This window comes from Rhizobium deserti (assembly GCF_004358025.1).
Taxonomy (GTDB): Bacteria; Pseudomonadota; Alphaproteobacteria; order Rhizobiales; family Rhizobiaceae; genus Neorhizobium; species Neorhizobium deserti.
Map to the genome: position 1 here is coordinate 373527 of NZ_SMTL01000002.1, position 26540 is coordinate 400066.

Genomic DNA, 26540 nt, shown 5'->3' on the forward strand with positions numbered 1-26540 from the left:
GCCAATGGGGTGCTTCATATACGATTCTGCGTCCGGCGCAAGGGCCAGACGCAGATCAGAAGCAAATTAAGCCTGGGCGGAGATAACCGTCCAGGTCTTGTCCTTGGAGATCGGCGCGCATTCCTGGATGGATACGATATCGCCGGTCTTGTACTGGTTGTTCTCGTCATGCGCCTTGTACTTCTTCGAACGGCGAACCGTCTTCTGAAGCAGCGGATGCGCGAAGCGGCGCTCTACCCGTACAACAACGGTCTTCTCGTTCTTGTCCGAAACGACGACGCCCTGCAGAATGCGTTTAGGCATATTGTTTTTCCTTAGGCCTTGGCTTCTGCCGCCTTCTGGCGGGCAATGGTTTTCACGCGGGCGATGTCCTTGCGGACCTCAGTGATGCGCGAGGACTTCTCGAGCTGGCCGGTGGCCTTCTGGAAGCGCAGGTTGAACTGCTCCTTCTTCAGGTCGGCGAGCTTGTCCTTGAGCTGGTCGGCCGTGAGGCCGCGAACTTCTTCGGCTTTCATCGTGCCTTCTCCTTACTCTGCGATGCGCTGTACGAAGCGCGTCTTGACCGAGAGCTTGGCTGCACCCAGCGTCAGGGCCTGCCGAGCAAGCTCCTCGGATACACCATCGATCTCGAACATCATGCGACCGGGCTTGACCTTGCAGGCCCAGTACTCGACCGAACCCTTGCCCTTACCCATACGCACTTCGGTCGGCTTGGCCGTGACCGGAACGTCTGGGAATACGCGGATCCAAACGCGACCGGCGCGCTTCATCGCACGCGTGATCGCACGGCGGGCCGCCTCGATCTCACGGGCGTTGACCCGGTTCGGTTCAAGCGACTTCAGGCCAAATTCGCCGAAAGCCAGGTCGAAACCGCCCTTGGCCACACCCTTGATGCGACCCTTGAACTGCTTGCGGTACTTGGTACGCTTTGGCTGCAACATTTTCTTACTTCTCCGAGCTTATCTTTCGCCAGCGCTAATCAAGCGTTTTCGCGGCGGCGATCACGATCGCCACGGTCGCGTTCACGGCTTGCCGGGCCTTGTGCGTCGCCTTCCAGCGCGCGGCGTTCGGAAGCCATCGGATCATGCTCAAGGATTTCGCCCTTGAAGATCCAGACCTTGATACCGCAGATGCCGAACGCGGTTTCGGCTTCAGCTGTACCGTAATCGATATCTGCACGCAGCGTATGAAGCGGCACGCGACCTTCGCGATACCATTCCGTACGGGCGATTTCTGCACCGCCGAGACGGCCGCCGCAGGTGATCTTGATGCCTTCGGCGCCGAGACGCATGGCCGACTGAACCGCGCGCTTCATTGCACGGCGGAAAGCCACGCGGCGCTCGAGCTGCTGGGCGATCGACTGAGCAACCAAGGTCGCATCGACTTCCGGCTTGCGCACTTCAACAATGTTGAGATGCGTTTCGGATTTCGTCATCGTCGAGATCTTCTTGCGAAGCTTTTCGATGTCGGCGCCCTTCTTGCCGATGATCAGACCGGGACGAGCCGAGTGGATCGTGACGCGGCACTTCTTGTGCGGACGCTCGATGACCACCTTGGCGATACCGGCCTGCTTCAGTTCCTGCATCAGGTAAGCACGGATCTTCAGGTCCTCATGGAGGAGCTGACCATATTCCGCGTTGTCGGCGAACCAACGGCTGTCCCAGGTACGGTTGATGCCGAGGCGAAAACCGATTGGATTGATTTTCTGACCCATTATGCGGCCTCCCCTTTTTCCTCGACTTCGCGAACCACGATCGTCAGATGCGAGAAAGGCTTCTCGATCCGCGATGCGCGGCCACGGCCACGAGCGTGGAAACGCTTCATGGTGATCGACTTGCCGACATAGGCTTCCGATACGATCAGAGAGTCGACGTCGAGGTCATGGTTGTTTTCAGCATTGGCGATAGCCGACTCGAGAGTCTTCTTCACCGTGCCGGCGATGCGCTTGCGCGAGAACTCGAGTTCTGCAAGCGCGCGTTCTACCTTTTTGCCGCGGATCATAGCGGCAACCAGGTTCAGCTTCTGCGGGCTGACGCGAAGCGTACGGGCGACTGCCTGCGCTTCGTTGTCCTTCAGCCGGCGTTCGGTCTTTGCCTTCGCCATGATTACTTCCTCTTCGCTTTCTTGTCCGCGCCGTGACCGTAATAGGTCCGGGTGGGAGCGAATTCGCCAAACTTATGTCCGACCATGTCTTCGTTGACGCTGACCGGAATGTGCTTGCTGCCGTTGTAGACGCCAAATGTGAGGCCTACGAACTGCGGCAGGATAGTGGACCGGCGGGTCCACATCTTGATCACTTCACTGCGTCCGCCTTCGCGCACCTTCTCAGCCTTCTTGAGAAGATAGCCGTCAACAAACGGACCTTTCCATACTGAACGAGCCATTAGTGACTTCCTCTCTTACTTCTTGCGCTGATGGCGCGAACGCATGATGAACTTGTCGGTCGACTTGTTCGAACGCGTGCGCTTGCCCTTGGTCGGCTTGCCCCAGGGGCTCACCGGATGGCGGCCACCCGAGGTGCGGCCTTCACCACCGCCGTGGGGGTGGTCGACCGGGTTCATAACGACGCCACGGTTATGCGGACGCTTGCCACGCCAAACGGTACGACCGGCCTTGCCGTCGTTGGTGTTGCCGTGGTCCGGATTGGATACGGCACCAACGGTACCAAGGCAGGAGCCAGGGACGAGGCGCTGTTCACCGGAGTTCAGGCGCAGGATCGCCATGCCGGCATCGCGGCCGACGAGCTGCACGTAGGTGCCAGCCGAACGAGCGATCTGGCCGCCCTTGCCCGGCTTCATTTCCACATTGTGGACGATGGAACCGACCGGGATGTACTGCAGCGGCATGGTGTTGCCCGGCTTTACATCGACGGCCTTGTTCGAGGCGATCACCTTGTCGCCTGCAGCAAGGCGCTGCGGAGCGATGATATAGGCCTGCTCGCCGTCCGTATAGGTGACGAGCGCGATGAAGGCCGAACGGTTCGGGTCGTATTCCAAGCGCTCGACCGTGCCTTCAATGTCGAACTTACGACGCTTGAAGTCGACCAGGCGATAGGTACGCTTGTGACCACCGCCGATGAAGCGGGCGGTGATGCGGCCGTTGTTGTTGCGGCCACCACTCTTGGAGAGACCCTCGGTGAGCGCCTTGACAGGCTTGCCCTTCCAAAGACCGGACCGGTCGACGATAACCAGCTGACGCTGGCTCGGGGTCGTCGGGTTGTAGCTTTTCAATGCCATTGTTTTCTACCTCAAAGACCGGTGGAGACGTCGATCGTCTGACCTTCGGCCAGGGTGACCACAGCCTTCTTGACGTCCTTCTGCTTGCCGATAAAACCGCGGAAACGCTTGGTTTTGCCGAGGCGGCGCAGAGTGTTGACAGCAGTGACCTTCACGCCGAACAGTGCTTCAACCGCAGCCTTGATCTCAGGCTTAGAGGCCGTCAGGGCAACGTTGAAGACGACCTGATTCTGCTCGGAAGCCATGGTCGACTTTTCAGTGATCGAAGGAGACAAGATCACATCATAGTGGCGAATATCGATCACTTGAAACGCTCCTCTAGAGCTTCCACAGCCGCCTTGGAAAGCACAAGCTTGCCGCGACGCAGGATGTCGTAAACATTGATGCCCTGAACCGGCAGAACATCGACATTCGGGATGTTCTGAGCCGCGAGCTTGAAGTTGCTGTCGAGCTCAGCGCCACCGATGAACAGGGCGTTGGTCAGACCGAGCGACGCGAAGGAGCCGGCAAGCAGCTTGGTCTTGACTTCGGCGGCAACCAGGTTGTCGACGATGATCAAATCTTCAGCCTTCAACTTGGCCGACAGGGCGTGACGCAGAGCGAGCGCACGAACCTTCTTGGGAAGGTCATGCTCGTGACTGCGAACGACCGGACCGTGAGCCTTGCCACCGCCGCGGAACTGCGGAGCGCGAGCCGAATGGTGACGAGCGCGGCCCGTACCCTTCTGCTTGTACATCTTGGCACCGGTGCGCGAAACTTCCGCGCGGGTCTTGGTCTTGTGGGTGCCCTGCTGCTTCTTGGCAAGCTGGTAGCGCACCATGCGGGCGAGGATGTCCTCGCGCGGATCGAGGCCGAAAATCGCGTCCGACAGGGCTACCGTGCCGGCGTCTTTGCCCTCGAGGGTCTTGACGTTGAATTCCATGTGCTTGGCTCCCTTACTTCGCGGCCGACTTGATGGCATCGCGAACGACGATCCACGAGCCCTTGGAGCCGGGAACGGCACCCTTGACGAGGATCAGGCCACGATTTTCGTCCGTGGAGACAATTTCGAGGTTCTGGGTGGTGATGCGCGTCTGGCCCATGTGACCCGCCATGCGCTTGCCCTTCCAGACCTTGCCCGGATCCTGGTTGTTACCGGTCGAACCGTGCGAACGGTGCGAAACGGAAACACCGTGCGTCGCACGAAGACCGCCGAAGTTGTGGCGCTTCATGGCACCGGCAAAACCCTTACCGATCGACGTACCGGTGACATCCACCAGCTGGCCGGCAGCAAAGTGCCCGGCCGTCAGCTCGGTGCCGACATCGATCATGTTATCTTCGGAAACCCGAAATTCGACCAGCTTGGCCTTCGGCTCGACATTGGCCATGGCGAAGTTGCCGCGCATGGCCTTGGACGTGTTCTTAACTTTAGCCGCGCCCGCACCAAGCTGAAGAGCGGTATAACCATTCTTCTCGACGGTACGATGAGCCACGACCTGGCAGCTTTCCAGCCGCAATACGGTGACCGGGACATGCTCGCCGGCGTCGTTATAGACGCGCGTCATTCCCACCTTTTGTGCTATTACACCCGAACGCATCGGTTCAATCCTTCTCACTCAGTCCAAGACCGAAGTCTTAGAGCTTGATCTCAACATCAACACCTGCGGCGAGGTCGAGCTTCATCAGCGCGTCCACCGTCTGGGGGGTTGGGTCAACGATATCGAGAAGGCGCTTATGCGTGCGCATCTCGAACTGCTCGCGGCTCTTCTTGTCGATGTGGGGGGACCGGTTAACCGTAAACTTCTCGATGCGGGTCGGAAGCGGAACGGGGCCCCGGACGCTTGCGCCGGTGCGCTTCGCCGTCGACACGATCTCGCGCGTCGAAGCGTCGAGAATGCGGTGATCGAACGCCTTCAGGCGAATGCGGATATTTTGGCCGTTCATTCGACGTTATCCTTGTTGTCTTGTTATCCACGTGCCCAACGTAACGGCACGAGTTTGTTCGTTTTCCTAAGGCGGGACCACCGGTGTCAAAGATCAAACGGGACACGCGAACAGCGGCGTCCCCTTCCAGTCTTCGGGCCATAGGCCCACCTTAATTTCCTTGGCAATTGCCTGCTCCGAATAAACGAAGCATGGCGCAAATCGCGCTCGCGCGCCATTTGCTACATTTCTGTGTCATAAGCAAGTCAGCTTGACCCACTTGCTTAAAAAATTCGAACCGGGCGGTATCCGAGAACACCGCCCTACCCTTATCGATTACCCGATGATCGAGGCAACAGTGCCGGCGCCGCCATAGATCGCGCTGGCGAGATCTATGAACTTTGGTGCCGTCGGCAGCTTTCGCCGCCGTCGCCCGATCTCGTTACCCGATGATCGAGGCGACGATGCCGGCGCCGCCATAGATCGCGCTGGCGCGATCTATGAACTTTGGTGCCGTCGGCAGCTTTCGCCACCGTCGCCCGATCTCGTTACTCGATGATCGAGGCGACGATGCCGGCGCCGACGGTACGACCGCCTTCGCGGATCGCGAAGCGCAGCTTTTCTTCCATCGCGATCGGAACGATCAGCTCGACTTCAACGGTGACGTTGTCGCCAGGCATAACCATTTCCGTGCCTTCCGGAAGCGACACGATGCCGGTCACGTCCGTGGTGCGGAAGTAGAACTGCGGACGGTAGTTGGTGAAGAACGGCGTATGACGGCCGCCTTCTTCCTTCGTCAGAATGTAGGCTTCGGCCATGAACTTCTTGTGCGGCTTGACCGAACCGGGCTTGCAAAGGATCTGGCCACGCTCGACGCCGTCACGGTTCACACCGCGAACCAGTGCGCCGATGTTGTCGCCGGCCTGGCCCTGGTCGAGCAGCTTGCGGAACATTTCAACGCCGGTCACCGTCGTCTTGGAGGTGGCGCGGATGCCGACGATTTCGACTTCTTCGCCAACCTTGACAATGCCACGCTCGACGCGGCCGGTCACAACCGTACCACGGCCCGAGATCGAGAACACGTCTTCGATCGGCATCAGGAAGGGCTGGTCGATCGGACGCTCAGGCGTCGGGATGTAAGCGTCAACCGCTGCCATCAGTTCGCGGATCGCGTCTTCGCCGATCTTCTTGTCGGAATCTTCCAGAGCGGCCAGAGCCGAACCCTTGACGATCGGAATGTCGTCGCCCGGGAAGTCGTAGGACGACAGAAGTTCGCGAACTTCCAGCTCGACGAGCTCCAGAAGCTCGGCGTCGTCGACCTGGTCGACCTTGTTCAAGAACACGACAATCGCCGGAACGCCAACCTGACGGGCGAGCAGGATGTGCTCGCGGGTCTGCGGCATCGGGCCGTCGGCGGCCGAGCAAACCAGGATCGCGCCATCCATCTGGGCGGCACCGGTGATCATGTTCTTTACATAGTCGGCGTGGCCGGGGCAGTCGACGTGCGCGTAGTGGCGGGCCGGCGTCTCGTATTCGACGTGAGCCGTCGAAATGGTGATGCCGCGGGCCTTTTCTTCCGGCGCAGCGTCGATCTGGTCATAGGCCTTGAACTCGCCGAAATACTTCGTGATCGCAGCCGTCAGCGACGTCTTGCCATGGTCAACGTGACCAATCGTGCCAATGTTGACGTGAGGCTTGTTGCGCTCAAACTTGCTCTTTGCCATTATCGGCTCTCCATTCTTGTCCCGTTTCCCGGGAAAATCTTCATTGTTTCAGGAGGTATGCTCCGGTCACTTCTGACCGGAGTACTTCGCCTGGATTTCCGTCGCCACGTTCGAGGGGACCGGCGCGTAATGGTCGAAGACCATCGAGTACTGGGCGCGGCCCTGGCTCATGGAGCGCAGGTTATCGACATACTTAAACATGTTGGCCAGCGGGACGTTGGCGTTGATGACAACGGCAACACCACGGCTTTCCTGACCCTGGATCTGACCGCGACGCGAGTTCAGATCGCCGATCACGTCACCGACGTAATCTTCAGGGGTAACCACTTCGACCTTCATCATCGGCTCGAGGAGCTGAGCGCCGGCCTTCTTGGCTGCTTCACGGAAGCATGCACGAGACGCGATTTCGAACGCCAGAACCGAGGAGTCGACGTCATGGAAAGCGCCGTCGATGAGGGTCGCCTTGACGCCCAGCATCGGGAAGCCAGCCAACGGGCCGGAAGACAGAACGCTTTCGATGCCCTTCTGAACGCCCGGGATGTATTCCTTGGGAACAGAACCGCCGACGATCTTGGATTCGAACTTGAAGTCTTCGCCTTCCGGGTTCGGTTCGAAGACGATCTTGACGCGCGCGAACTGGCCGGTACCACCGGACTGCTTCTTGTGCGTGTAGTCTTCTTCGTGCTGACGCGTGATGGTTTCGCGGTAAGCAACCTGCGGAGCGCCGACATTGGCTTCGACCTTGAATTCGCGACGCATGCGGTCGACGATGATGTCCAGGTGAAGTTCGCCCATGCCGGCAATGATGGTCTGGCCGGATTCCTGGTCGGTCTTGACCCGGAACGAGGGATCTTCTGCAGCCAGGCGGTTGAGCGCGAGACCCATCTTTTCCTGGTCGCCCTTGGACTTCGGCTCGATCGCGATCTGGATGACCGGCTCGGGGAATTCCATGCGCTCCAGGATCACCGGCTTCAGGGGATCGCAAAGAGTGTCACCCGTTGTCGATTCCTTCAGGCCGGCGAGAGCAACGATGTCGCCTGCAAAGGCTTCTTCGATATCTTCACGGCTGTTGGAATGCATCTGCAGCATACGGCCGACGCGCTCGCGCTTGTCCTTGACCGTGTTCATGACAGACGAGCCCTTTTCGAGCTTGCCGGAATAGATGCGGCAGAAGGTCAGTGAACCGACGAAAGGGTCGTTCATGATCTTGAAGGCGAGCATCGAAAGCGGCTCGGCATCATCGGCATGACGCTCGATTTCAGCTTCGGTCTTGACGTCGATGCCCTTGATGGCCGGAATGTCCAGCGGCGAAGGCAGGTATTCGACGACAGCGTCGAGAAGCGGCTGAACGCCCTTGTTCTTGAAGGCAGTGCCGCAGAACATGGGGTGGAACTTGACGTCGATCGTGCCACGGCGAACCAGCGAACGGATCTTGTCATTGTCCGGCATAATGCCGTTCAGGTAGTCTTCCATTGCCTGTTCGTCGATTTCGACGACGGTCTCGATGAGCTTCTCGCGATACTCTTCGGCCTTGGCCTTCATGTCTTCCGGAATTTCGACGACATCCCATTGGGCGCCGAGCGATTCATCGCGCCAGACGAGGGCGTTCATTTCGACCAGGTCGATGACGCCCTTAAATTCCGTTTCGGCGCCGATCGGCAGCTGCATGACGACAGCGATCGCGCCCAGACGGGTCTTGATCATTTCAACCGAGCGGTAGAAGTCCGCGCCGGTCTTGTCCATCTTGTTGCAGAAGATCATCCGCGGGACATTGTACTTCTCGGCCTGACGCCAAACGGTTTCCGTCTGCGGCTCTACACCGGCATTGGCGTCGAGAAGAGCGATGGCACCGTCGAGAACACGCAGCGAGCGTTCGACTTCAATGGTGAAGTCGACGTGGCCGGGGGTGTCGATGATGTTGAAGCGGCGCATCTTGCCGTCGCGACCCTTCCAGTAGGTCGTGGTGGCAGCAGAGGTGATGGTGATACCACGCTCCTGCTCCTGCTCCATCCAGTCCATGGTGGCTGCGCCATCGTGAACTTCGCCGATCTTGTGCGACTTGCCGGTGTAATAGAGAATACGCTCGGTGGTCGTGGTCTTGCCGGCGTCGATATGCGCCATGATGCCGAAATTGCGGTAGTCTTCGATTTTATATTCGCGAGCCATAGGACTGCCTTTCGAAATTCGATCGGGTGAAGATTACCAACGATAGTGCGAGAATGCGCGGTTCGCGTCGGCCATCTTGTGCGTGTCTTCACGCTTCTTGACAGCGCTGCCGCGATTGTTTGCGGCATCCATGAGCTCGCCCGAAAGGCGATCGATCATGGTGGTTTCGTTGCGCTTGCGGGCAGCGGCGATCAGCCAACGGATGGCGAGAGCCTGACGGCGCTCTGGACGAACATCGACGGGGACCTGGTAGGTCGCACCACCAACGCGGCGCGAACGCACTTCAACATGCGGCGCGACATTGTCGAGCGCCGAATGGAAGATGCCGAGCGGGTCGGCCTTAGCCTTGCCCTGAACGGAGTCGAAGGCGCCGTATACGATGTTTTCAGCCACGGACTTCTTGCCGTGGAGCATGATCGCATTCATGAACTTGGTGACGACCAGATCGCCGAACTTCGGGTCCGGATTGATCTCACGCTTTTCTGCACTATGGCGTCGGGACATACTTCTCGTCTCTCAAACTGTATGGGCGCTTTATCACGCGGAGAACCTCGCGCAGCGCCGGGAAAATGAAAACCCGAATTACTTCGGACGCTTCGCACCGTACTTGGAGCGGCGCTGCTTGCGGTTCTTGACACCCTGGGTATCGAGAACGCCGCGGATGATGTGATAACGGACACCCGGCAAGTCCTTGACGCGACCGCCACGGATCATCACGACGGAGTGTTCCTGAAGGTTATGGCCTTCACCCGGAATGTAGCCGATGACTTCGAAGCCATTGGTCAGACGGATCTTGGCAACCTTACGCAGAGCCGAGTTCGGCTTCTTCGGGGTCGTCGTGTAGACGCGGGTGCAAACGCCGCGCTTCTGCGGGTTTTCCTGCAAGGCAGGAACCTTGTTGCGCTTTACGTTCGCCTGGCGAGGCTTGCGGATCAGCTGGTTTACGGTAGGCATTCAACCATCCCTTACGTTTCTCTCAGGACCCTTGCGGGCCAATCTTCTGCCGTTTCCGGCGGCGGCACACACATTTCCTCATGCGCAAAACGTGGCCCGATCCGACGAGGGATGGACCACAGAAGGCAGAGGACGCATTCCTCATGCGTCATGCGTGCAGCATTCGTATCTTCAACGTGCGTATGGAACCGTGTCTGAGGCGCACTCCGCAACGAGTCGTCACGGACGGACAAGCCTCACATCGCTTCCGATGGGGGGCGTTTACTGTTTTCCCCCCTGCCCGTCAAGGCCTGCACCGAAAATATCAGCTTAAACGCAGGCTTTGCGGCCATTCCGGCAGCTTCTGGCCTGTTGCGGTCAGATTCCGCCAAGCCCCAAGCATAACCGGTTGGGAATCACTGCAGATCGCTTTAAACAGATCTGGAACCATTCATTCCCGTCCGTCTTCGAAGGAGACAGGGGATTTGCCTGCGGAGACAGATATGATCGACAATCCCGATAATGACAATAACCTCGACGGCCCGATGATCTTCATCATTATCGGCAAGGGCTACGAAACCAAGGGCGGAGAAGGCATAGATCTTCATGTCATGCTGCGCGCGCCCGATGACGATTCGGCCGTTCGCGAAGCGCTCAATGCTCTTTCGGAAGAAGGGTTTCTGGAAGCTGATCTGGACCAGATCGGCGTGCTGACGGAAGAGCCGACTGACGAGCCGCATGCCTCCGCCTATCAGGGCGCCCTGGAAGGTGAAGTCGCGATTATCCGCTTCGAATAGTCGAGCAGCCGCCTGCGCCGTATCGGCGGGAACGGATGTCACCAAATAAAAAACGCCCGGATTTCCTCCGGGCGTTTTTTTGGGTCAGGGTTAAAGCACCTGAAGACAAGCGCCCTGCCTTTAGTTTTTACTCGGCGGCCGGCGCTTTTTCGCCTGCCATGTCCTGCAGCATCGGGGTTGCCGAAGCCGCGCCGGAGCCCTTCTTGCGCTCCTCGATGATGAGTTCATCACGCGAGGTGGCAATGCGGCGGATCTGCGTCATGGTACCACCGGTACCGGCCGGGATGAGGCGGCCAACGATGACGTTCTCCTTCAGACCCTGCAGCGTGTCGGTCTTGCCGGCGATTGCAGCTTCGGTCAGCACCTTGGTCGTTTCCTGGAAGGAAGCGGCCGAGATGAAGGACGGAGTCTGCAGCGACGCCTTGGTGATCCCGAGCAGAACCGGTTCGCCGTAAGCAGGCTTCTTGCCTTCTTCGGCCAAACGGTCGTTCAGGTCCTCCAGCTCGATCCGATCGACATTGTCGCCGACAATGTACTGGCTGTCGCCAGCGTCGGTGATCTCGACCTTCTGCAGCATCTGGCGAACGATGACCTCGATGTGCTTGTCGTTGATGACAACGCCCTGCAGACGATAGACTTCCTGGATCTCGTTGACGAGGTAGGAAGCAAGTGCTTCCACGCCCTTGATCGCCAGGATGTCATGCGGCGCAGGATTGCCGTCGAGGATGTAGTCGCCCTTCTCGATGTAGTCGCCTTCCTGAAGATGGAAGGGCTTGCCCTTCGGGATCAGGTATTCGACCGGTTCGACACCGTCTTCCGCCGGCTCGATCATGACGCGACGCTTGTTCTTGTAGTCGCGGCCCAGCCGGATCGTACCATCGATCTCTGCGATGATGGCATGATCCTTCGGACGACGGGCTTCGAACAGTTCGGCAACACGCGGCAGACCACCGGTGATGTCCTTGGTCTTGGCGCTTTCCAACGGAACACGCGCAAGCACGTCACCCTGGGAGACCTTTTGACCTGGCTCGACCGACAGAATAGCGTCGACGTTGAGGTTGAAACGGGCTTCCCCGCCGCGGGACAGCTTCAAGATCGCACCGGAAGCGTCCTTGATGACGATTGCCGGCTTGAGATCCGCGCCACGCGGGGTCGAACGCCAGTCGATGACCTGACGCTTGGTGATGCCGGTGGATTCGTCGGTGGATTCCGAAACCGAGATCGAGTCGACCACGTCTTCGAACTGAACCGTACCCGCGACTTCCGTCATCATCGGGCGTGTGTAGGGATCCCACTCTGCCAGACGCTGACCACGGCGGACCTTGTCGCCGTCGTCGACGAACAGCTTGGAACCATAAGCGACACGCTGCGAGGACCGTTCCACGCCGCGCTCGTCCAGGATCGTCACCGCCATGTTGCGACCCATGGCGACGAGAACGCCTTCCGAGTTACGCAGCATGTTGCGGTTCTTGATCTGGATCGTGCCTTCGTAGGACGCTTCCAGGAACGACTGGTCGACCACGTTTGCCGTGCCGCCCAAGTGGAAGGTACGCATGGTGAGCTGGGTACCCGGCTCGCCGATCGACTGCGCCGCGATAACACCGACGGCTTCGCCCATGTTGACCGGCGTACCACGGGCCAAGTCGCGGCCGTAGCAAACCGAGCAAACACCGGTCTGCACTTCGCAGGTCAGTGCCGAGCGAATGCGGATCGACTGGATACCAGCTTTTTCGATCTCGATGACATCCGGCTCGAGGATCATCTTGCCAGCGTCGACAAGGCGCTCACCCGTTACCGGATGATCGATGTTGTCCAGAGCCGTACGACCCAGGATACGAGCGCCGAGCGAGGCAACGACCTGACCGGCGTCCACGATCGCCGTCATGGTGAGGCCCGTTTCCGTGCCGCAATCGACCATGTTGACGATGCAGTCCTGCGCGACGTCGACGAGACGGCGGGTCAGGTAACCGGAGTTCGCGGTCTTCAGGGCGGTATCTGCGAGACCCTTACGGGCACCGTGCGTCGAGTTGAAGTACTCGTTCACGGTCAGGCCTTCCTTGAAGTTCGAGATGATCGGCGTTTCGATGATCTCGCCCGACGGCTTGGCCATCAGGCCGCGCATGCCGCCCAGCTGGCGCATCTGGTTTGGAGAACCACGGGCACCCGAGTGCGACATCATGTAGATCGCGTTCATCTGCTTCTGGCGACCGGTTTCCGGATCGAACTCGACAGCCTTAATGCGGGCCATCATGTCTTCCGCAACCTTTTCGGTCGCCTTGCCCCAGGCGTCTACGACCTTGTTGTACTTTTCGCCCTGAGTGATCAGGCCGTCATTGTACTGCTGCTCGTATTCCTTCACCAGGGCTTCGGTATCACCGACGATCTTTACCTTGGTGTCCGGAATGATCATGTCATCCTTGCCGAAGGAAATGCCGGCCTTGCAAGCATGGGTGAAGCCGAGCTGCATGATCCGGTCGCAGAAGATCACCGTGTCCTTCTGGCCGCAGTGACGGTAGACCGTGTCGATCATCTTGGAGATGTTCTTCTTGGTCATTTCTTGGTTGCAGGTCTCGAACGGCACATTGACGTTCTTCGGCAGAAGCTCGCCGATGATCATACGTCCAGGCGTCGTCTCATAGATCCTGGACTCCAGCTTGCCTTCCGCATTCATGGTCTTGAAGCGGCCTTTGATCTTGGCATGCAGGGTCACGACCTTGTTTTCCAGTGCATGGTGCAGTTCGCCCATGTCGGAAAAGGCCATGCCTTCGCCCGGCTCGTTCTGGTTCATGATCGCCAGATAGTAGAGGCCGAGAACCATGTCCTGCGACGGAACGATGATCGGTGCACCATTGGCGGGGTGCAGGATGTTGTTCGTCGACATCATCAGAACGCGAGCTTCGAGCTGGGCTTCGAGCGACAGCGGCACGTGAACGGCCATCTGGTCGCCGTCGAAGTCGGCGTTGAAGGCCGTGCAGACGAGCGGATGCAGCTGGATCGCCTTGCCTTCGACCAGGATCGGTTCGAAGGCCTGAATGCCCAGGCGGTGGAGCGTTGGTGCGCGGTTCAACAGAACCGGATGCTCGCGAATAACCTCGTCGAGGATATCCCAGACTTCCGGCTTTTCCTTTTCGACCAGCTTCTTGGCCTGCTTGACGGTAGAGGAATACCCCTTGGCGTCGAGGCGGGCGTAGATGAACGGCTTGAAGAGCTCGAGCGCCATCTTCTTGGGAAGACCGCACTGGTGCAGCTTCAGTTCCGGACCGGTGACGATAACCGAACGGCCGGAATAGTCGACGCGCTTGCCGAGCAGGTTCTGGCGGAAGCGGCCCTGCTTGCCCTTCAGCATGTCGGACAGCGACTTCAGCGGACGCTTGTTGGCACCGGTGATGACGCGGCCACGGCGGCCGTTGTCGAACAACGCGTCCACAGATTCCTGCAGCATGCGCTTTTCATTGCGGATGATGATGCCCGGAGCGCGCAGTTCGATCAGGCGCTTCAGACGGTTGTTACGGTTGATGACGCGGCGATAAAGGTCGTTCAGGTCGGACGTCGCAAAACGGCCGCCATCCAGCGGGACCAGCGGACGCAGGTCCGGCGGGATGACCGGCACGACCTTCATGATCATCCATTCCGGGCGGTTGCCGGATTCAATGAAGTTCTCGACGATCTTCAGACGCTTCATCAGCTTCTTCTGCTTCAGATCGGACGTCGTGTCGGCCAGATCCGAGCGCAGGTCGCCGGCGATCTTCTCGAGGTTCATCGAGGCCAGCATTTCGAAGATGGCTTCTGCACCGATCATCGCCGTGAACTGATCTTCGCCGAACTCATCGACGGCGATCATGTATTCCTCTTCCGACAGAAGCTGATTTTCCTTCAGCGACGTCAGGCCAGGCTCGGTGACGATGTAGTTCTCGAAGTAGAGAACGCGCTCGACGTCCTTCAGCGTCATGTCGAGCAAGGTCGAGATACGCGACGGAAGCGACTTCAGGAACCAGATATGGGCAACCGGAGCGGCGAGCTCGATATGGCCCATACGCTCACGGCGAACGCGCGACAGCGTCACTTCGACGCCGCACTTTTCGCAGATGATGCCCTTGTACTTCATGCGCTTGTACTTGCCGCACAGGCACTCATAGTCCTTGATCGGACCAAAGATACGCGCGCAGAACAGGCCGTCACGTTCCGGCTTGAAAGTACGGTAGTTGATGGTTTCCGGCTTCTTGATCTCGCCGTAGGACCACGACAGGATTTTTTCCGGGCTCGCAATTGAAATCCGGATCGAATCGAAGTGCTGTGCGGGCACTGTCGGGTTGAAAAGGTTCATGACCTCTTGGTTCATGCCTGTCTCCTTTAGGGGCGGAAGCCCTCGGCTTGCTATCGGTACCGTCCCAATTCCCGGGAAGGACAGTCCGACGCTCAAAATCGTTATAGCCGCGAAATGCGGCAAAAGTTTCCCGTCACTGCCGGCGGGAACCGGCGGCGGGCGTGACGCGCGCCCTTTTCAGGCGCGCGTCGTTCTGAGCTTATTCTGCTGCGTCGGGCAGCTGGCCGGCTTCCGCCGTCTCGAGCTTGGAATTCTCGAGCTCCACCGACAGGCCCAGTGAGCGCATTTCCTTGACGAGAACGTTGAAGCTCTCTGGAATGCCCGCTTCGAAAGTATCGTCGCCACGGACGATAGCTTCGTAGACCTTGGTGCGGCCGGCGACGTCGTCCGACTTCACGGTCAGCATTTCCTGCAGGGTATAGGCTGCGCCGTAGGCTTCCAGAGCCCAGACTTCCATTTCCCCGAAGCGCTGGCCGCCAAACTGCGCCTTACCACCGAGCGGCTGCTGGGTGACGAGCGAGTACGGACCGATCGAACGCGCGTGGATCTTGTCGTCCACGAGGTGGTTCAGCTTGATCATGTACATGTAGCCGACAGTCACCTGGCGGTCGAACTGTTCGCCGGTACGGCCATCATACAGAACCGACTGACCCGACGGGTTGAGCCCGGCCTTGGTGAGCATCGCTGCCACGTCCGGCTCATGGGCACCGTCGAAAACCGGCGTCGCGATGGACAGGCCACGCTTCGACTGTTCCGCCAGACGAACGAGCGACTCGTCGTCGAAGGTCGAAACCTCGTTATTGGCCTGGCTCTCGTACGCCTCCGTCAGTTCCTTCTTCAGGTCGGTGATGTCGTTCGACTTCCTGTACTCTTCGAGCATGGCCCCGATGCGCTTGCCCATTCCGGCGCAAGCCCATGCAAGGTGGGTCTCGAGGATCTGACCGACATTCATGCGCGAAGGCACGCCGAGCGGGTTCAGAACGATGTCGACATGCGTGCCGTCTTCGAGGAACGGCATGTCCTCGACCGGTACAATGCGCGACACGACGCCCTTGTTGCCGTGACGGCCAGCCATCTTGTCGCCTGGCTGGATCTTGCGCTTCACAGCGACAAAGACCTTGACCATCTTCATGACGCCCGGAGGCATTTCGTCGCCGCGCTGGACCTTTTCGACCTTGTCCATGAAGCGCTGTTCGAGGCGCGACTTGGACTCATCGTACTGGCCACGCAGAGCTTCGATCTCGCCCTGGACCTTTTCGTCCTCGACGGCGAACATCCACCACTGCGAGCGGGGATATTCGGAGACGATGGCGTTGGTCAATTCGACGCCCTTTTTGAAGCCCTTCGGACCGGCAACCGAGACCTGGCCGCGCAGCATGTCGAGCAGACGGCTATAGACGTTGCGGTCAAGAATTGACTGCTCGTCGTCGCGGTCCTTGGCCAGCCGTTCGATTTCCTCGCGCTCGATCGCCATCGCACGTTCGTCCTTCTCGACGCCGTGACGGTTGAAGACGCGAACTTCGACGACCGTGCCGAACGTGCCCGGAGGCATGCGCATGGACGTGTCGCGAACGTCTGAGGCCTTTTCACCGAAGATGGCGCGCAGAAGCTTTTCTTCCGGCGTCATCGGGCTTTCGCCCTTCGGCGTGATCTTGCCAACCAGGATGTCGCCCGGCTGGACTTCGGCGCCGATATAGACGATGCCCGCTTCGTCGAGGTTCTTCAGCGCTTCTTCCGACACGTTCGGAATGTCGCGCGTGATTTCTTCAGGACCAAGCTTGGTGTCACGCGCCATCACTTCGAATTCTTCGATGTGGATGGAGGTGAAGACGTCGTCGGAAACGATACGCTCGGAGAGCAGGATCGAGTCTTCGTAGTTGTAGCCGTTCCAGGGCATGAACGCGACGAGCGCGTTGCGTCCAAGCGCCAGATCGCCCAGGTCCGTAGAAGGACCGTCGGCAATGATGTCGCCCTTGTTCAGGATGTCACCGACGGCGACCAGCGGACGCTGGTTGACGCAGGTGTTCTGGTTGGAACGCTGGAACTTCTGCAGGCGATAGATATCGACGCCGGACTTCGACGGATCGAGATCTTCCGTTGCGCGGATAACGATACGCGTCGCATCCACCTGGTCGACTACGCCGCCACGACGGGCAGCAATCGCTGCACCGGAATCGCGGGCAACGACCGGTTCCATGCCGGTGCCAACGAACGGCGCTTCCGCCCGTACCAGAGGCACGGCCTGACGCTGCATGTTGGAGCCCATCAGAGCGCGGTTCGCGTCGTCGTTCTCGAGGAACGGGATGAGAGCCGCTGCTACTGAAACCAACTGCTTGGGCGAAACGTCCATCAGGTTGATGGTGTCGCGCGGCGACAGCATGACTTCGCCGGCGTGACGGCAAACAACGAACTCTTCGACGAAGTTGCCTTCCGGCGTCAGCTCCGAATTGGCCTGCGCCACGTAGTACTTCGCCTCTTCCATTGCGGAGAGATAAAGCACTTCCTTGGTGACAACGCCGTCGACAATCTTGCGGTACGGGCTTTCGATGAAGCCATACTTGTTGACACGCGCAAAGGTCGCAAGGCTGTTGATCAGACCGATGTTCGGACCTTCCGGCGTTTCGATCGGGCAAATACGGCCATAGTGGGTCGGATGCACGTCGCGGACTTCGAAGCCGGCGCGCTCGCGGGTCAGACCACCCGGTCCAAGAGCCGAAAGACGGCGCTTATGGGTGATTTCCGAGAGAGGGTTCACCTGGTCCATGAACTGCGACAGCTGCGACGAGCCGAAGAATTCGCGAACAGCTGCGGCTGCAGGCTTGGCGTTGATCAGGTCCTGCGGCATGACGGTGTCGATCTCGATCGACGACATCCGCTCCTTGATGGCGCGCTCCATGCGCAGGAGACCCAAACGGTACTGGTTCTCCATCAATTCACCGACCGAACGAACACGGCGGTTGCCGAGATTGTCGATGTCGTCGATTTCACCCTTGCCGTCGCGCAGTTCGACCAGCATCCGGACGACAGCCAGGATGTCGTCCTTGCGCAGCGTGCGGACGGTGTCGGCGACCTCAAGGTCGAGGCGCATGTTCATCTTGACGCGGCCAACGGCGGAAAGGTCATAACGCTCCGCATCGAAGAACAGCGAGTTGAACATGGCTTCCGCGGATTCCATGGTCGGCGGTTCACCTGGCCGCATGACGCGGTAGATGTCAAACAGGGCTTCCTGGCGGTTCTCGTTCTTGTCGGCCGCAAGCGTGTTGCGGATATAGGCGCCGACATTGATGTGGTCGATGCCGAGGACGGGGATTTCGTCGAAGCCGAGCTTGATGATGTCGATCAGGCTGCCCTTGCGCTCGCCGCTTTTGGCATCCAGCGTCATGTCAAGTTCGTCGCCGGCTTCCAGGTAGACTTCACCCGTTTCCGGATTGACGAGATCTTCGGCGATGAAGTTGCCGACCAAGTCCTCGTCGCTGGCCCGAAGAGCCTTGACGCCCTTTTCGGTCAGCTGCTTCAGGAGACGCGGCGTCAGCTTCTTGCCCGATTCAACCACGACTTCGCCGGTGTCGGCGTCGATCATGTCGGACAGGGCCTTCGTGCCCTTCAGCGTTTCCGGCTGGAAGGGAATGCGCCAGCCGTTGCCGTCGCGCTTGTAGATGGACTTCGAGTAGAAGGTCGACAGGATGTCTTCGCCGTCCATGCCGAGCGCCATCAGCAGCGAGGTCACGTGGATCTTGCGGCGACGGTCGATACGCGCGAACACGATGTCCTTGGCGTCGAATTCGATGTCGAGCCAGGAACCACGGTAAGGAATGACGCGAGCGGCAAACAGAAGCTTACCGGAAGAATGGCTCTTGCCCTTGTCGTGGTCGAAGAAAACGCCCGGCGAACGGTGCATCTGGGATACGATGACGCGTTCGGTGCCGTTCACGATGAACGTACCGTTGTCGGTCATCAGCGGCATGTCGCCCATGTAGACGGACTGTTCCTTGATGTCCTTGATGGACTTGGCGCCCGTATCTTCATCGATATCGAACACGATGAGGCGCAGCGTCACCTTCAAGGGCGCAGCATAGGTCAGGTCGCGCTGCCGGCATTCCTCAACGTCGAACTTCGGCTGCTCGAACTCGTAGGATACGAATTCCAGCATGGAAGCGCCGGAAAAGTCGGTGATCGGGAAGACGGACCGGAAGACGGCGTTCAGACCTTCGTCCGGGCGGCCGCCCTTGGGTTCGTCAACCATCAGGAACTGGTCATAGGAAGCCTTCTGAACCTCGATGAGGTTCGGCATTTCCGTGACTTCAGGGATTTTACCAAAAAACTTGCGTACGCGCCTACGACCATTAAACGAAAGGGTCTGAGCCATCGTCGCTCCTTCAAAATTGCATCCGGGCCTGCAACGGACGGGGTTCGCTGGCCAGTCGATCTCCCGTCGATCATGGTATTCTCAATCTCGTCCCACTTCCCCAACGCGCCAGGCCGGATTGCCTTTTCGGTTGAGTTCGAGACCATCCTCTTGAGAACCCATTACCCAGGGACCGTTTTCACGGTTCCTGGGTAATCTGTTCGGAGGAAATCGGCGGGAGAGGAGAGATCCCCTCACCCGCCGCATTCCGATATTACTTAACGTCGACCTTAGCGCCGGCGTCTTCAAGCTTCTTCTTGAGGTCGGCGGCTTCAGCCTTGGAAACGCCTTCCTTGACAGCCTTAGGAGCGGCTTCAACGAGATCCTTGGCTTCCTTGAGGCCCAGGCCGGTGATGGCGCGGACTTCCTTGATGACGTTGATCTTGTTGGCACCGGCTTCAGCGAGGATGACGTCGAACTCGGTCTTTTCTTCTTCGGCAGCAGCCGGAGCAGCACCACCGCCAGCGGCAGCAACAGCAACCGGAGCAGCGGCAGAAACGCCCCACTTTTCTTCGAGCATCTTGGAAAGCTCAGCAGCTTCCAGGACGGTCAGAGCGGAGAGGTCTTCAACGATCTTTGCGAGATCAGCCATTTTGATATTCCTTATATTCGGTTCGATCTGGTTTGATATGAACAGCAAAAAACCACCTTAAGCGGCTTCTTCGTCCTTCTTGGCGTAGGCCGCGAACACGCGGGCAAGCTGGCTTGCCGGTGCGGCGACAACCGTAGCAACGCGGGTAGCCGGGGCGTTCAAGAGGCCCAGCAGCTTGCCGCGAAGCTCGTCCAGCGAAGGCAGGGTCGCAAGCGACTTGACTGCATCTGCTGTGAGCGTGGTTGCACCCATGGCGCCGCCCAGAACAACGACCTTGTCGTTGGTCTTGGCGAAATCCATGACGACCTTGGGAGCCGTTACCGGGTCTTCGCTGTATGCGATCAGCGTCTGACCCTTGAAGAGATTTGACATCCCTTCCGACTCCGTACCCTGAAGAGCGATCTTGGCCAGGCGGTTTTTCGCGACTTTGACGGTGCCGCCAGCAGCACGCATTTTTGAACGAAAATCGTTCATCTGCGCAACTGTGACACCAGCATAGTGGGCCACGACAACCGAACCAGAAGCCTTGAAGACTTCGCTCAGCTCCGTGACAAATTCGCGTTTTTCCGCTCTTTCCACTGTCTGTCTCCAGTTGACGGGACCGCAATCCTGCAGGCCCCATCGGTTTGCCTTTGCCTCAAGGGATCCATGTGTAGGACCCCAAGCGACGCTTGAGGATCCTGTCCCCTCGCTCTGTCGCCACAGGGGCTCCAGGCACAAGGCACACTAGGCTCGAACCGAATTCCAAAGACGCGCAAGGCGCCTTAAAAAATCTCGGGTCTTACCCGTCTCATGCAGGCTTAGCGATTAAGGCCCAAATAAAGGACATTGGACCGCCTGCAATCTCGGACAGGAATTTCCAGGTTTCCCTGAAAAATCCCCGGTCCCAAGGGACCAGGAATTCATGAAGGCCGGAGCCCGAAGGCTCCGGCCGAATTTCGAATCAGGCTGTCACGCTCGACGGATCGATCTTCACGCCCGGACCCATGGTGGACGAGATCGCAACGCGCTTGACGTAATTGCCCTTGGCGCCAGCCGGCTTCGCCTTGATGACGGCATCGGCAAAAGCCTTGATGTTTTCTTCGAGAGCCTTGGCCTCGAAGGAAGCCTTGCCGATACCGGCATGAACGATACCCGCCTTTTCGACGCGGAATTCGACAGCGCCACCCTTGGAAGCCTTGACCGCTCCCGTGACATCCATCGTGACCGTGCCAACCTTCGGGTTCGGCATCATGCCACGCGGGCCGAGAACCTTGCCGAGGCGACCGACGAGCGGCATCATGTCGGGTGTCGCAATGCAGCGATCGAAATCGATCTTGCCGCCCTGGACGATTTCGACGAGATCCTCAGCGCCGACGATGTCTGCACCGGCTGCCTTGGCTTCGTCAGCCTTGGCGCCACGTGCGAAAACGGCAACGCGAACGTCACGGCCGGTGCCGTTCGGCAGGTTGACGACGCCACGGACCATCTGGTCGGCATGACGCGGATCGACGCCGAGGTTCATCGAAATCTCAACGGTTTCGTCAAACTTGGCAGTTGCCCGTTCCTTGACCATCGAAATGGCTTCCGGGAGAGCGATCAGCTTTGTCGGATCGACGCCTTCGCGGATCTTCTGAATACGCTTTGCAAGCTTTGCCATGTTACGCCACCACTTCCAGACCCATGGCGCGGGCAGAGCCCTCGATCATGGCCATTGCGCCTTCGATATCGGCAGCGTTCAGGTCCTTCATCTTGGCTTCGGCGATCGTCTTGATCTGAGCCTTGGTGAGCTTGCCTGCAGTTGCGCCCTTGCCCGGGGTCTTGGAACCCGAGGTGATCTTCGCTTCCTTCTTCAGCCAGTAGCTAACCGGAGGCTGCTTCATAGCGAAGGTGAAGGACTTGTCCTGGAAATAGGTGATGACGACCGGGATCGGCATGCCCTTTTCCATTTCCTGCGTGGCGGCATTGAACGCCTTGCAGAATTCCATGATGTTGATGCCACGCTGACCAAGCGCCGGGCCGATCGGCGGGGACGGGTTTGCCGATCCTGCCTTGACCTGAAGCTTGAGCTGGCCTGCTACCTTCTTAGCCATATCTCTCTGCCTTTCATGACGGACCGATCAATCGGCCCTGCTATGCCGGACATGCCGGCGGCTGCGGTTGCGTGGTTCGGTCGAAACATCCGGCTAAAGATGCCTTCCTCCCACGCGGCTGCGGCAAATGCCGCACGAGGCAGCCGCATCAGCGGCAGCCCCATTCTAAAACATCAGACCTTCTCGACCTGAGCATATTCCAACTCGACCGGCGTCGCGCGGCCGAAGATCGACACTTCCACCTTGAGGCGGGAGCGCTCCTCGTCGACATCCTGGACGGTGCCGTTGAACGAGGCGAATGGGCCGTCGGAAACCCGAACCTGCTCGCCGATCTCAAACGAGATCGAGGATTTCGGCCGCTCGACGCCTTCCTGGACCTGGCCCAGGATGCGCTCGGCTTCGAAATCCGGGATCGGCACCGGCTTGTTGTCCGAACCGAGGAAGCCGGTCACCTTCGGCGTGTTCTTGATCAGGTGGTAAGCCTCGTCGGTGAGGTTTGCCCGCACCATGACGTAACCCGGGAAGAACTTGCGCTCCGAATCGACCTTGCGGCCGCGACGGACTTCCACAACCTTTTCGGTGGGAACCAGGATCTTCTCGAAAAGATGCTCAAGCCCTTTCTGGCGAGCCTTGTTTTCGATGTCCTCGGCAACCTTCTTCTCAAAATTCGAATATGCGTGGACGATGTACCAGCGCGCCGCCATTTTCATTCTCCAGAATCAAACGCTGACGTTCAGTACCAAACGTATCAACCAGCCAATCAGCTGGTCGGCAGCGAAGAAAAACAGGGCGGCAAAGACAACCATGACAAGCACCATAGCCGTCGAAATCGTCGTCTCGCGACGAGACGGCCAAGTTATCTTCGATGCTTCGGAGCGAACCTGCCGAAAGAACGTCATCGGATTGGTTTTGGATGCCATCTATTGCCCACGCAATTACGGCGCGTAAAGCCGAACTCACTCAGCCCCACGCACCGCGTGTCTGTTTTACCCTACATAAACACCCGATTCCCTTTACACAAGAGGAAAAACAGTGTTCGATGAACTTTCGCCGACATGAGCGGCGCCTCCTCCAAACAGCCTCACGCAGAGCACGCAAGTTCTATCAGGAAATGGCAGGGGCAGCCGGGCTTGAACCGACGACCTGCGGTTTTGGAGACCGCCGCTCTACCAACTGAGCTATACCCCTTCGCCTTCGACAAGCCGCGGTTCAATCTTGTGATCGTCCTCGCGTCGCCGGCTGCCGCTCCCTTTAAGGCGACGCGTCGCACTTGGCAAGTGCGTTTTTGCAGATCCCCTATCTATCTGAATTTGCCGCTAAGCCGGTCGGAAACTTCCCCCACACGGATTGTCGAGAGTGCGGGTTCGGAAGGGCCGACCAGCATCTCCTTGCCGGGCAGGTCTATGCTCGTGGGCAGGAGACCGGTAATCGGATGCCGGCGCTCCTGCGGCACGGGAAGCCTTTTCCAGGCCAGCCGCGGCGGGACGGCGACGTAGGCATCAGGCTCGTTGACGAGCTGACCCATCACGCGGGCGGCAATGGTTTCGGCAGCAAGCCGGCGGCCTTCGGGATGGTAGAAGTTACCCTTGATCTGGATGGCGCCGGCCAGCGCGCTGATGAAGTCGGCCAGCAGATTTTTGTCGATCGGCTCCGGGTGGCGCCAGAAGCTGTCGATGCCGCCCTGATGAGTCAGGCCCGAAATATCGTAGACGGCAGCCCCCAGCGTAATGGTCGGCACATTGGCGCGCAGGCTCTGGATGCCCGTCGTGGAATTGACGACGACGACACCGGCGGAGCGCTTCAGGATGCCGCCGAGTTCGCCTTCCTCAATAAACACGACGCGGTCCCTGACGCGGTATTTGGCAGCGGTCTCCATGACCACCTTGCTCCAAGCTTCCAGGTCGTTGTCGAGAGGATGCTGCTTGACGAGGAGCCGGCTGCGGTCGGGCGCATAGCGCGCGAAAGACTGGATGACCTGATCGAGCATCTGCGAAAGATGCCGATAGGGCGAATTGCCGCGGATCTGGTAATCGCTCTGGAGCTGAAGCGCCAGAAGATAGGTCGACGGCGAATCGTCCGAGAAGAAGTTTTCCGGAAGCCGGTGACGGCGACGCGTCATGCGCGGCAGCCAGGACAGGTAGTCCAGAAGCGGATCGTAATATTTGTCCGACTTGTAGAAAGGAAACAAAGGCCGGCCGAAATAGGAAGCGAGATTATAGACCACCTCATTGGTGGCTTCCTGGTTGAAGGTATGGGCGTAATGCGGCACCATATCAGGCGCCTCGACCTTCGCGGCAATCCGGCGGATATGCTCAGGGTCGTTCGGGAAGTGAGAGAAACGGCCCATGCCGTCGCGCTCGAGCGTGATCCAGTCCGGCCTCAGATATCCGAATTCTACCGCATAACACCGGACACCCAGCTTTCGTCCCACCCGCGCCGCAAGGCGATGATAGGGAAGCCGATCCGCATAATAAAGAATGTCGGTGATGCCTTCGCGGCGAATGAGTTCCGTCAGATAGCGGGGCCAGGCACGCAATGTCCCGCGGTAATTAATGGCACCGCCCTTGCGCCAGTAGAGAAGATCGCCGAATGAGAAATTGACCCGCTTGGTGCCGATGCCCTGGGCCTCGAAAGCGTCCGCCAGCTGACGCCAGAAACTCGAGGGAGGACCTTGCAGAAAAAGCACCTTAGTCATACGAGAGCCGCTACCTTACTTATCAAAGCCCCGAAAAATCGGTCACGAAACGGTTGTATTCGGCTATTTGTCAATAAAGACCAATTGATATTTCGACCAATCAAGCTCCCCCGTCAATGCCAAACCATGTATCGGTGCATCAGATGTTTCAGGAGGTGTGACATGAAAACACGTACCTTCCTCCTCCTGCAGGGACCGGCCTCACCTTTTTTTAGGCTTCTTGGCGATGCCCTGACCGAGCAAAATGTTTCGGTTCGCCGAATCATCTTCAGCCTGGGTGATGCAGTCTTCTGGTGGCCGAAAAATGGCGACTGGTTCTTAAAGCCGCGTGAGCAATGGCACGATTATCTGCTTGCCTATATGAAAGATAATGACGTCACAGATCTCGTCATGCTGGGCGACGGCCGGCCGGTGCATGCAGTTGCGGCTGATCTCGGTATCGGTCTTGGTGTCCGGGTGCATATCCTCGAGCATGGCTATCTGCGGCCCGATTGGCTGACACTTGAGCCTGATGGCATGTCAGCCCATTCCCGCTTCCCGCAGGAGCCGGAAAGGATCCGGGCGCTTGCAAACGGCGCACCACCTGTGACGACCGTCAGGTTCGGCTCAAGCTTCCTCACCTATGCGCTTTACGACCTCGCCTATCACATTCCCAACGTGGCGCTCGGCTGGCTCGTTCACCCCCATTATCGAACCCATGGTCCCGTCCATCCCCTGGTGGAATATGCCGGCTGGATCGGCAAGGCGCTGACGTCGCGGAGCCGTCGGAACGCTGCCGGCAAGGCCATTGCCGCCTGGCTAGGCCAAGCAGGCCACGCCACGCCACGCTTTCTTTTCCCGCTGCAGTTGCCCGGCGACTACCAGATCATCCGGCATGCCCCCGGCGGCGACCTTTTTCAGATCGTCGACGGCGTCATCCAGTCCTTCGCATTATCGGCGCCTGACGATGCTAGGCTGCTGTTCAAGGTTCATCCGATCGACAACGGACTTTCCCGCTGGCCTCAACGGATTGGTGATGCGGCCGAACGTCTCGGCGTCTCCAATCGCGTCTTCCTGGCCGACGGCGGCAATACCGACGACTTGATCGACAAGGCCACGGGCGTCGTCGTGGTCAATTCCACGGTCGGGCTTTCGGCGCTTGCTGCCGGCAAACCGGTGATAGCGCTCGGCTCTGCCATCTACGATATTCCGGGCCTGACGTCGCAGGAGCGGCTTGCCGATTTCTGGGTTGCCCCCCCGGGTCCCGATATGGCGCTCTTCGACCAATTCACGCGCGCTCTGGCAGCGACAACGCAGGTGCGTGGCGGATTTATCGGCCGAGAGGCGCTCAAGCAGGGCGTGAACAACGTGGCAAAGCGCCTAATGGAAGAAGAAGAGCGGCTTCCCCTCGCCTATCGCAGGTCGCGCGGCGCGACACCTTTCCGCTACGAGAGCGAACTCTTTTCGACAAGCTGACTCTGGGTGAGCTGCCTGGATTGACTCAGGGTAAGGTCTTTGAAGCAAAAAGCCCCGCCGTTTCCGGCAGGGCTCCTTCTAGTCCAAGACGATGATCGATTACTCGGTGATCGAAGCAACGGTGCCGGCGCCGCCATAGATCGCGCTGGCGCGATCTATGAACTTTGGTGCCGTCGGCAGCTTTCGCCGCCGTCGCCCGATCTCGTTACCCGATGATCGAGGCGACGATGCCGGCGCCG

At 59.0% G+C, this 26540-nt stretch carries 26 protein-coding genes and 1 tRNA gene; 2 read left to right on the forward strand and 25 right to left on the reverse strand.

All coding sequences use genetic code 11. From position 1 onward, the window contains the following. Positions 1-66: 66 nt before the first annotated feature. From rpsQ to rpsL, 15 genes are all read right to left on the reverse strand, one after another. Positions 67-303: a 30S ribosomal protein S17 gene (gene rpsQ / locus E2F50_RS08205; protein ID WP_133315661.1), complete on the reverse strand. Its 237-nt coding sequence runs from the start codon at positions 301-303 to the stop codon at positions 67-69. Positions 304-314: 11 nt separating this feature from the next. Then, entirely contained in the window at positions 315-515 is a 201-nt protein-coding gene (gene rpmC, locus E2F50_RS08210; RefSeq protein WP_119939782.1) for a 50S ribosomal protein L29, read from the reverse strand. Between the two features lie 12 nt (positions 516-527). Beyond that, complete coding sequence (rplP, locus tag E2F50_RS08215) at positions 528-941, reverse strand: 50S ribosomal protein L16 (RefSeq protein WP_133315662.1); 414 nt, start codon at positions 939-941, stop codon at positions 528-530. Positions 942-979: 38 nt separating this feature from the next. Then, a complete protein-coding gene (gene rpsC / locus E2F50_RS08220; RefSeq protein WP_133315663.1) occupies positions 980-1714 on the reverse strand; it encodes a 30S ribosomal protein S3 in 735 nt (244 codons plus the stop codon). Then, positions 1714-2103 (reverse strand): 50S ribosomal protein L22, encoded by a 390-nt coding sequence (rplV, locus tag E2F50_RS08225; protein ID WP_133315664.1) that lies wholly within the window; start codon positions 2101-2103, stop codon positions 1714-1716. Before rplV ends, rpsC begins: the two co-directional genes overlap by 1 nt. A gap of 2 nt (positions 2104-2105) precedes the next feature. Beyond that, positions 2106-2384, reverse strand: a complete 279-nt coding sequence (gene rpsS / locus E2F50_RS08230) for a 30S ribosomal protein S19 (RefSeq protein ID WP_007770151.1) — start codon at positions 2382-2384, stop codon at positions 2106-2108. A gap of 15 nt (positions 2385-2399) precedes the next feature. Then, on the reverse strand, positions 2400-3236 hold the full coding sequence (gene rplB / locus E2F50_RS08235) for a 50S ribosomal protein L2 (protein ID WP_133315665.1): 837 nt from the start codon (positions 3234-3236) through the stop codon (positions 2400-2402). An 11-nt stretch (positions 3237-3247) separates the two neighbouring features. Next, positions 3248-3541, reverse strand: a complete 294-nt coding sequence (locus tag E2F50_RS08240) for a 50S ribosomal protein L23 (RefSeq protein WP_133315666.1) — start codon at positions 3539-3541, stop codon at positions 3248-3250. Next, the gene (gene rplD, locus E2F50_RS08245) at positions 3538-4158 is read right to left on the reverse strand and encodes a 50S ribosomal protein L4 (protein ID WP_133315667.1); all 621 of its coding nucleotides are present in this window, start codon (positions 4156-4158) and stop codon (positions 3538-3540) included. Before rplD ends, E2F50_RS08240 begins: the two co-directional genes overlap by 4 nt. A 13-nt stretch (positions 4159-4171) precedes the next feature. Further along, positions 4172-4813, reverse strand: a complete 642-nt coding sequence (gene rplC, locus E2F50_RS08250) for a 50S ribosomal protein L3 (protein WP_133315668.1) — start codon at positions 4811-4813, stop codon at positions 4172-4174. 37 nt (positions 4814-4850) lie between these two features. Then, on the reverse strand, positions 4851-5159 hold the full coding sequence (gene rpsJ, locus E2F50_RS08255; RefSeq protein WP_003547547.1) for a 30S ribosomal protein S10: 309 nt from the start codon (positions 5157-5159) through the stop codon (positions 4851-4853). A 527-nt stretch (positions 5160-5686) separates the two neighbouring features. Then, positions 5687-6862 (reverse strand): elongation factor Tu, encoded by a 1176-nt coding sequence (tuf, locus tag E2F50_RS08260; protein WP_133315669.1) that lies wholly within the window; start codon positions 6860-6862, stop codon positions 5687-5689. A gap of 66 nt (positions 6863-6928) precedes the next feature. Beyond that, positions 6929-9028 carry an elongation factor G gene (gene fusA / locus E2F50_RS08265; RefSeq protein ID WP_133315670.1) on the reverse strand — a complete coding sequence of 700 codons (2100 nt, stop codon included), beginning with the start codon at positions 9026-9028 and terminating at the stop codon, positions 6929-6931. 33 nt (positions 9029-9061) lie between these two features. Next, positions 9062-9532: a 30S ribosomal protein S7 gene (rpsG, locus tag E2F50_RS08270; RefSeq protein ID WP_133315671.1), complete on the reverse strand. Its 471-nt coding sequence runs from the start codon at positions 9530-9532 to the stop codon at positions 9062-9064. 78 nt (positions 9533-9610) lie between these two features. Next, the gene (gene rpsL / locus E2F50_RS08275) at positions 9611-9982 is read right to left on the reverse strand and encodes a 30S ribosomal protein S12 (RefSeq protein WP_003547537.1); all 372 of its coding nucleotides are present in this window, start codon (positions 9980-9982) and stop codon (positions 9611-9613) included. A 482-nt stretch (positions 9983-10464) separates the two neighbouring features. On the opposite strand from rpsL, the gene E2F50_RS08280 reads away from it, so the two are divergent. Continuing rightward, complete coding sequence (locus tag E2F50_RS08280; protein ID WP_133315672.1) at positions 10465-10758, forward strand: transcriptional regulator; 294 nt, start codon at positions 10465-10467, stop codon at positions 10756-10758. 127 nt (positions 10759-10885) lie between these two features. Here E2F50_RS08280 and rpoC read toward each other — a convergent pair whose 3' ends face one another. The 10 genes from rpoC to E2F50_RS08330 form a co-directional block, all read right to left on the reverse strand. Further along, complete coding sequence (gene rpoC / locus E2F50_RS08285; RefSeq protein ID WP_133315673.1) at positions 10886-15097, reverse strand: DNA-directed RNA polymerase subunit beta'; 4212 nt, start codon at positions 15095-15097, stop codon at positions 10886-10888. A 184-nt stretch (positions 15098-15281) separates the two neighbouring features. Further along, positions 15282-19448: a DNA-directed RNA polymerase subunit beta gene (gene rpoB, locus E2F50_RS08290; protein WP_133315674.1), complete on the reverse strand. Its 4167-nt coding sequence runs from the start codon at positions 19446-19448 to the stop codon at positions 15282-15284. Between the two features lie 253 nt (positions 19449-19701). Further along, a complete protein-coding gene (rplL, locus tag E2F50_RS08295; protein ID WP_133315675.1) occupies positions 19702-20079 on the reverse strand; it encodes a 50S ribosomal protein L7/L12 in 378 nt (125 codons plus the stop codon). A gap of 57 nt (positions 20080-20136) precedes the next feature. After that, positions 20137-20658, reverse strand: a complete 522-nt coding sequence (gene rplJ, locus E2F50_RS08300; protein WP_133315676.1) for a 50S ribosomal protein L10 — start codon at positions 20656-20658, stop codon at positions 20137-20139. A gap of 364 nt (positions 20659-21022) precedes the next feature. Further along, positions 21023-21718, reverse strand: coding sequence for a 50S ribosomal protein L1 (gene rplA / locus E2F50_RS08305; protein ID WP_133315677.1), 696 nt, complete (start codon positions 21716-21718; stop codon positions 21023-21025). A 1-nt stretch (position 21719) separates the two neighbouring features. Further along, on the reverse strand, positions 21720-22151 hold the full coding sequence (gene rplK / locus E2F50_RS08310; RefSeq protein ID WP_133315678.1) for a 50S ribosomal protein L11: 432 nt from the start codon (positions 22149-22151) through the stop codon (positions 21720-21722). 173 nt (positions 22152-22324) lie between these two features. Further along, positions 22325-22855 (reverse strand): transcription termination/antitermination protein NusG, encoded by a 531-nt coding sequence (nusG, locus tag E2F50_RS08315; protein WP_133315679.1) that lies wholly within the window; start codon positions 22853-22855, stop codon positions 22325-22327. A gap of 15 nt (positions 22856-22870) precedes the next feature. After that, the gene (gene secE, locus E2F50_RS08320; protein WP_133315680.1) at positions 22871-23071 is read right to left on the reverse strand and encodes a preprotein translocase subunit SecE; all 201 of its coding nucleotides are present in this window, start codon (positions 23069-23071) and stop codon (positions 22871-22873) included. A 192-nt stretch (positions 23072-23263) separates the two neighbouring features. After that, positions 23264-23339, reverse strand: a tRNA-Trp gene (locus tag E2F50_RS08325). Positions 23340-23451: 112 nt separating this feature from the next. Further along, a complete protein-coding gene (locus tag E2F50_RS08330; protein WP_133315681.1) occupies positions 23452-24846 on the reverse strand; it encodes a capsule biosynthesis protein in 1395 nt (464 codons plus the stop codon). Between the two features lie 162 nt (positions 24847-25008). Between E2F50_RS08330 and E2F50_RS08335 the strand changes: the two genes are divergently transcribed. Then, a complete protein-coding gene (locus E2F50_RS08335; RefSeq protein WP_133315682.1) occupies positions 25009-26301 on the forward strand; it encodes a capsule biosynthesis protein in 1293 nt (430 codons plus the stop codon). The last annotated feature ends 239 nt before the right edge of the window (positions 26302-26540 follow it).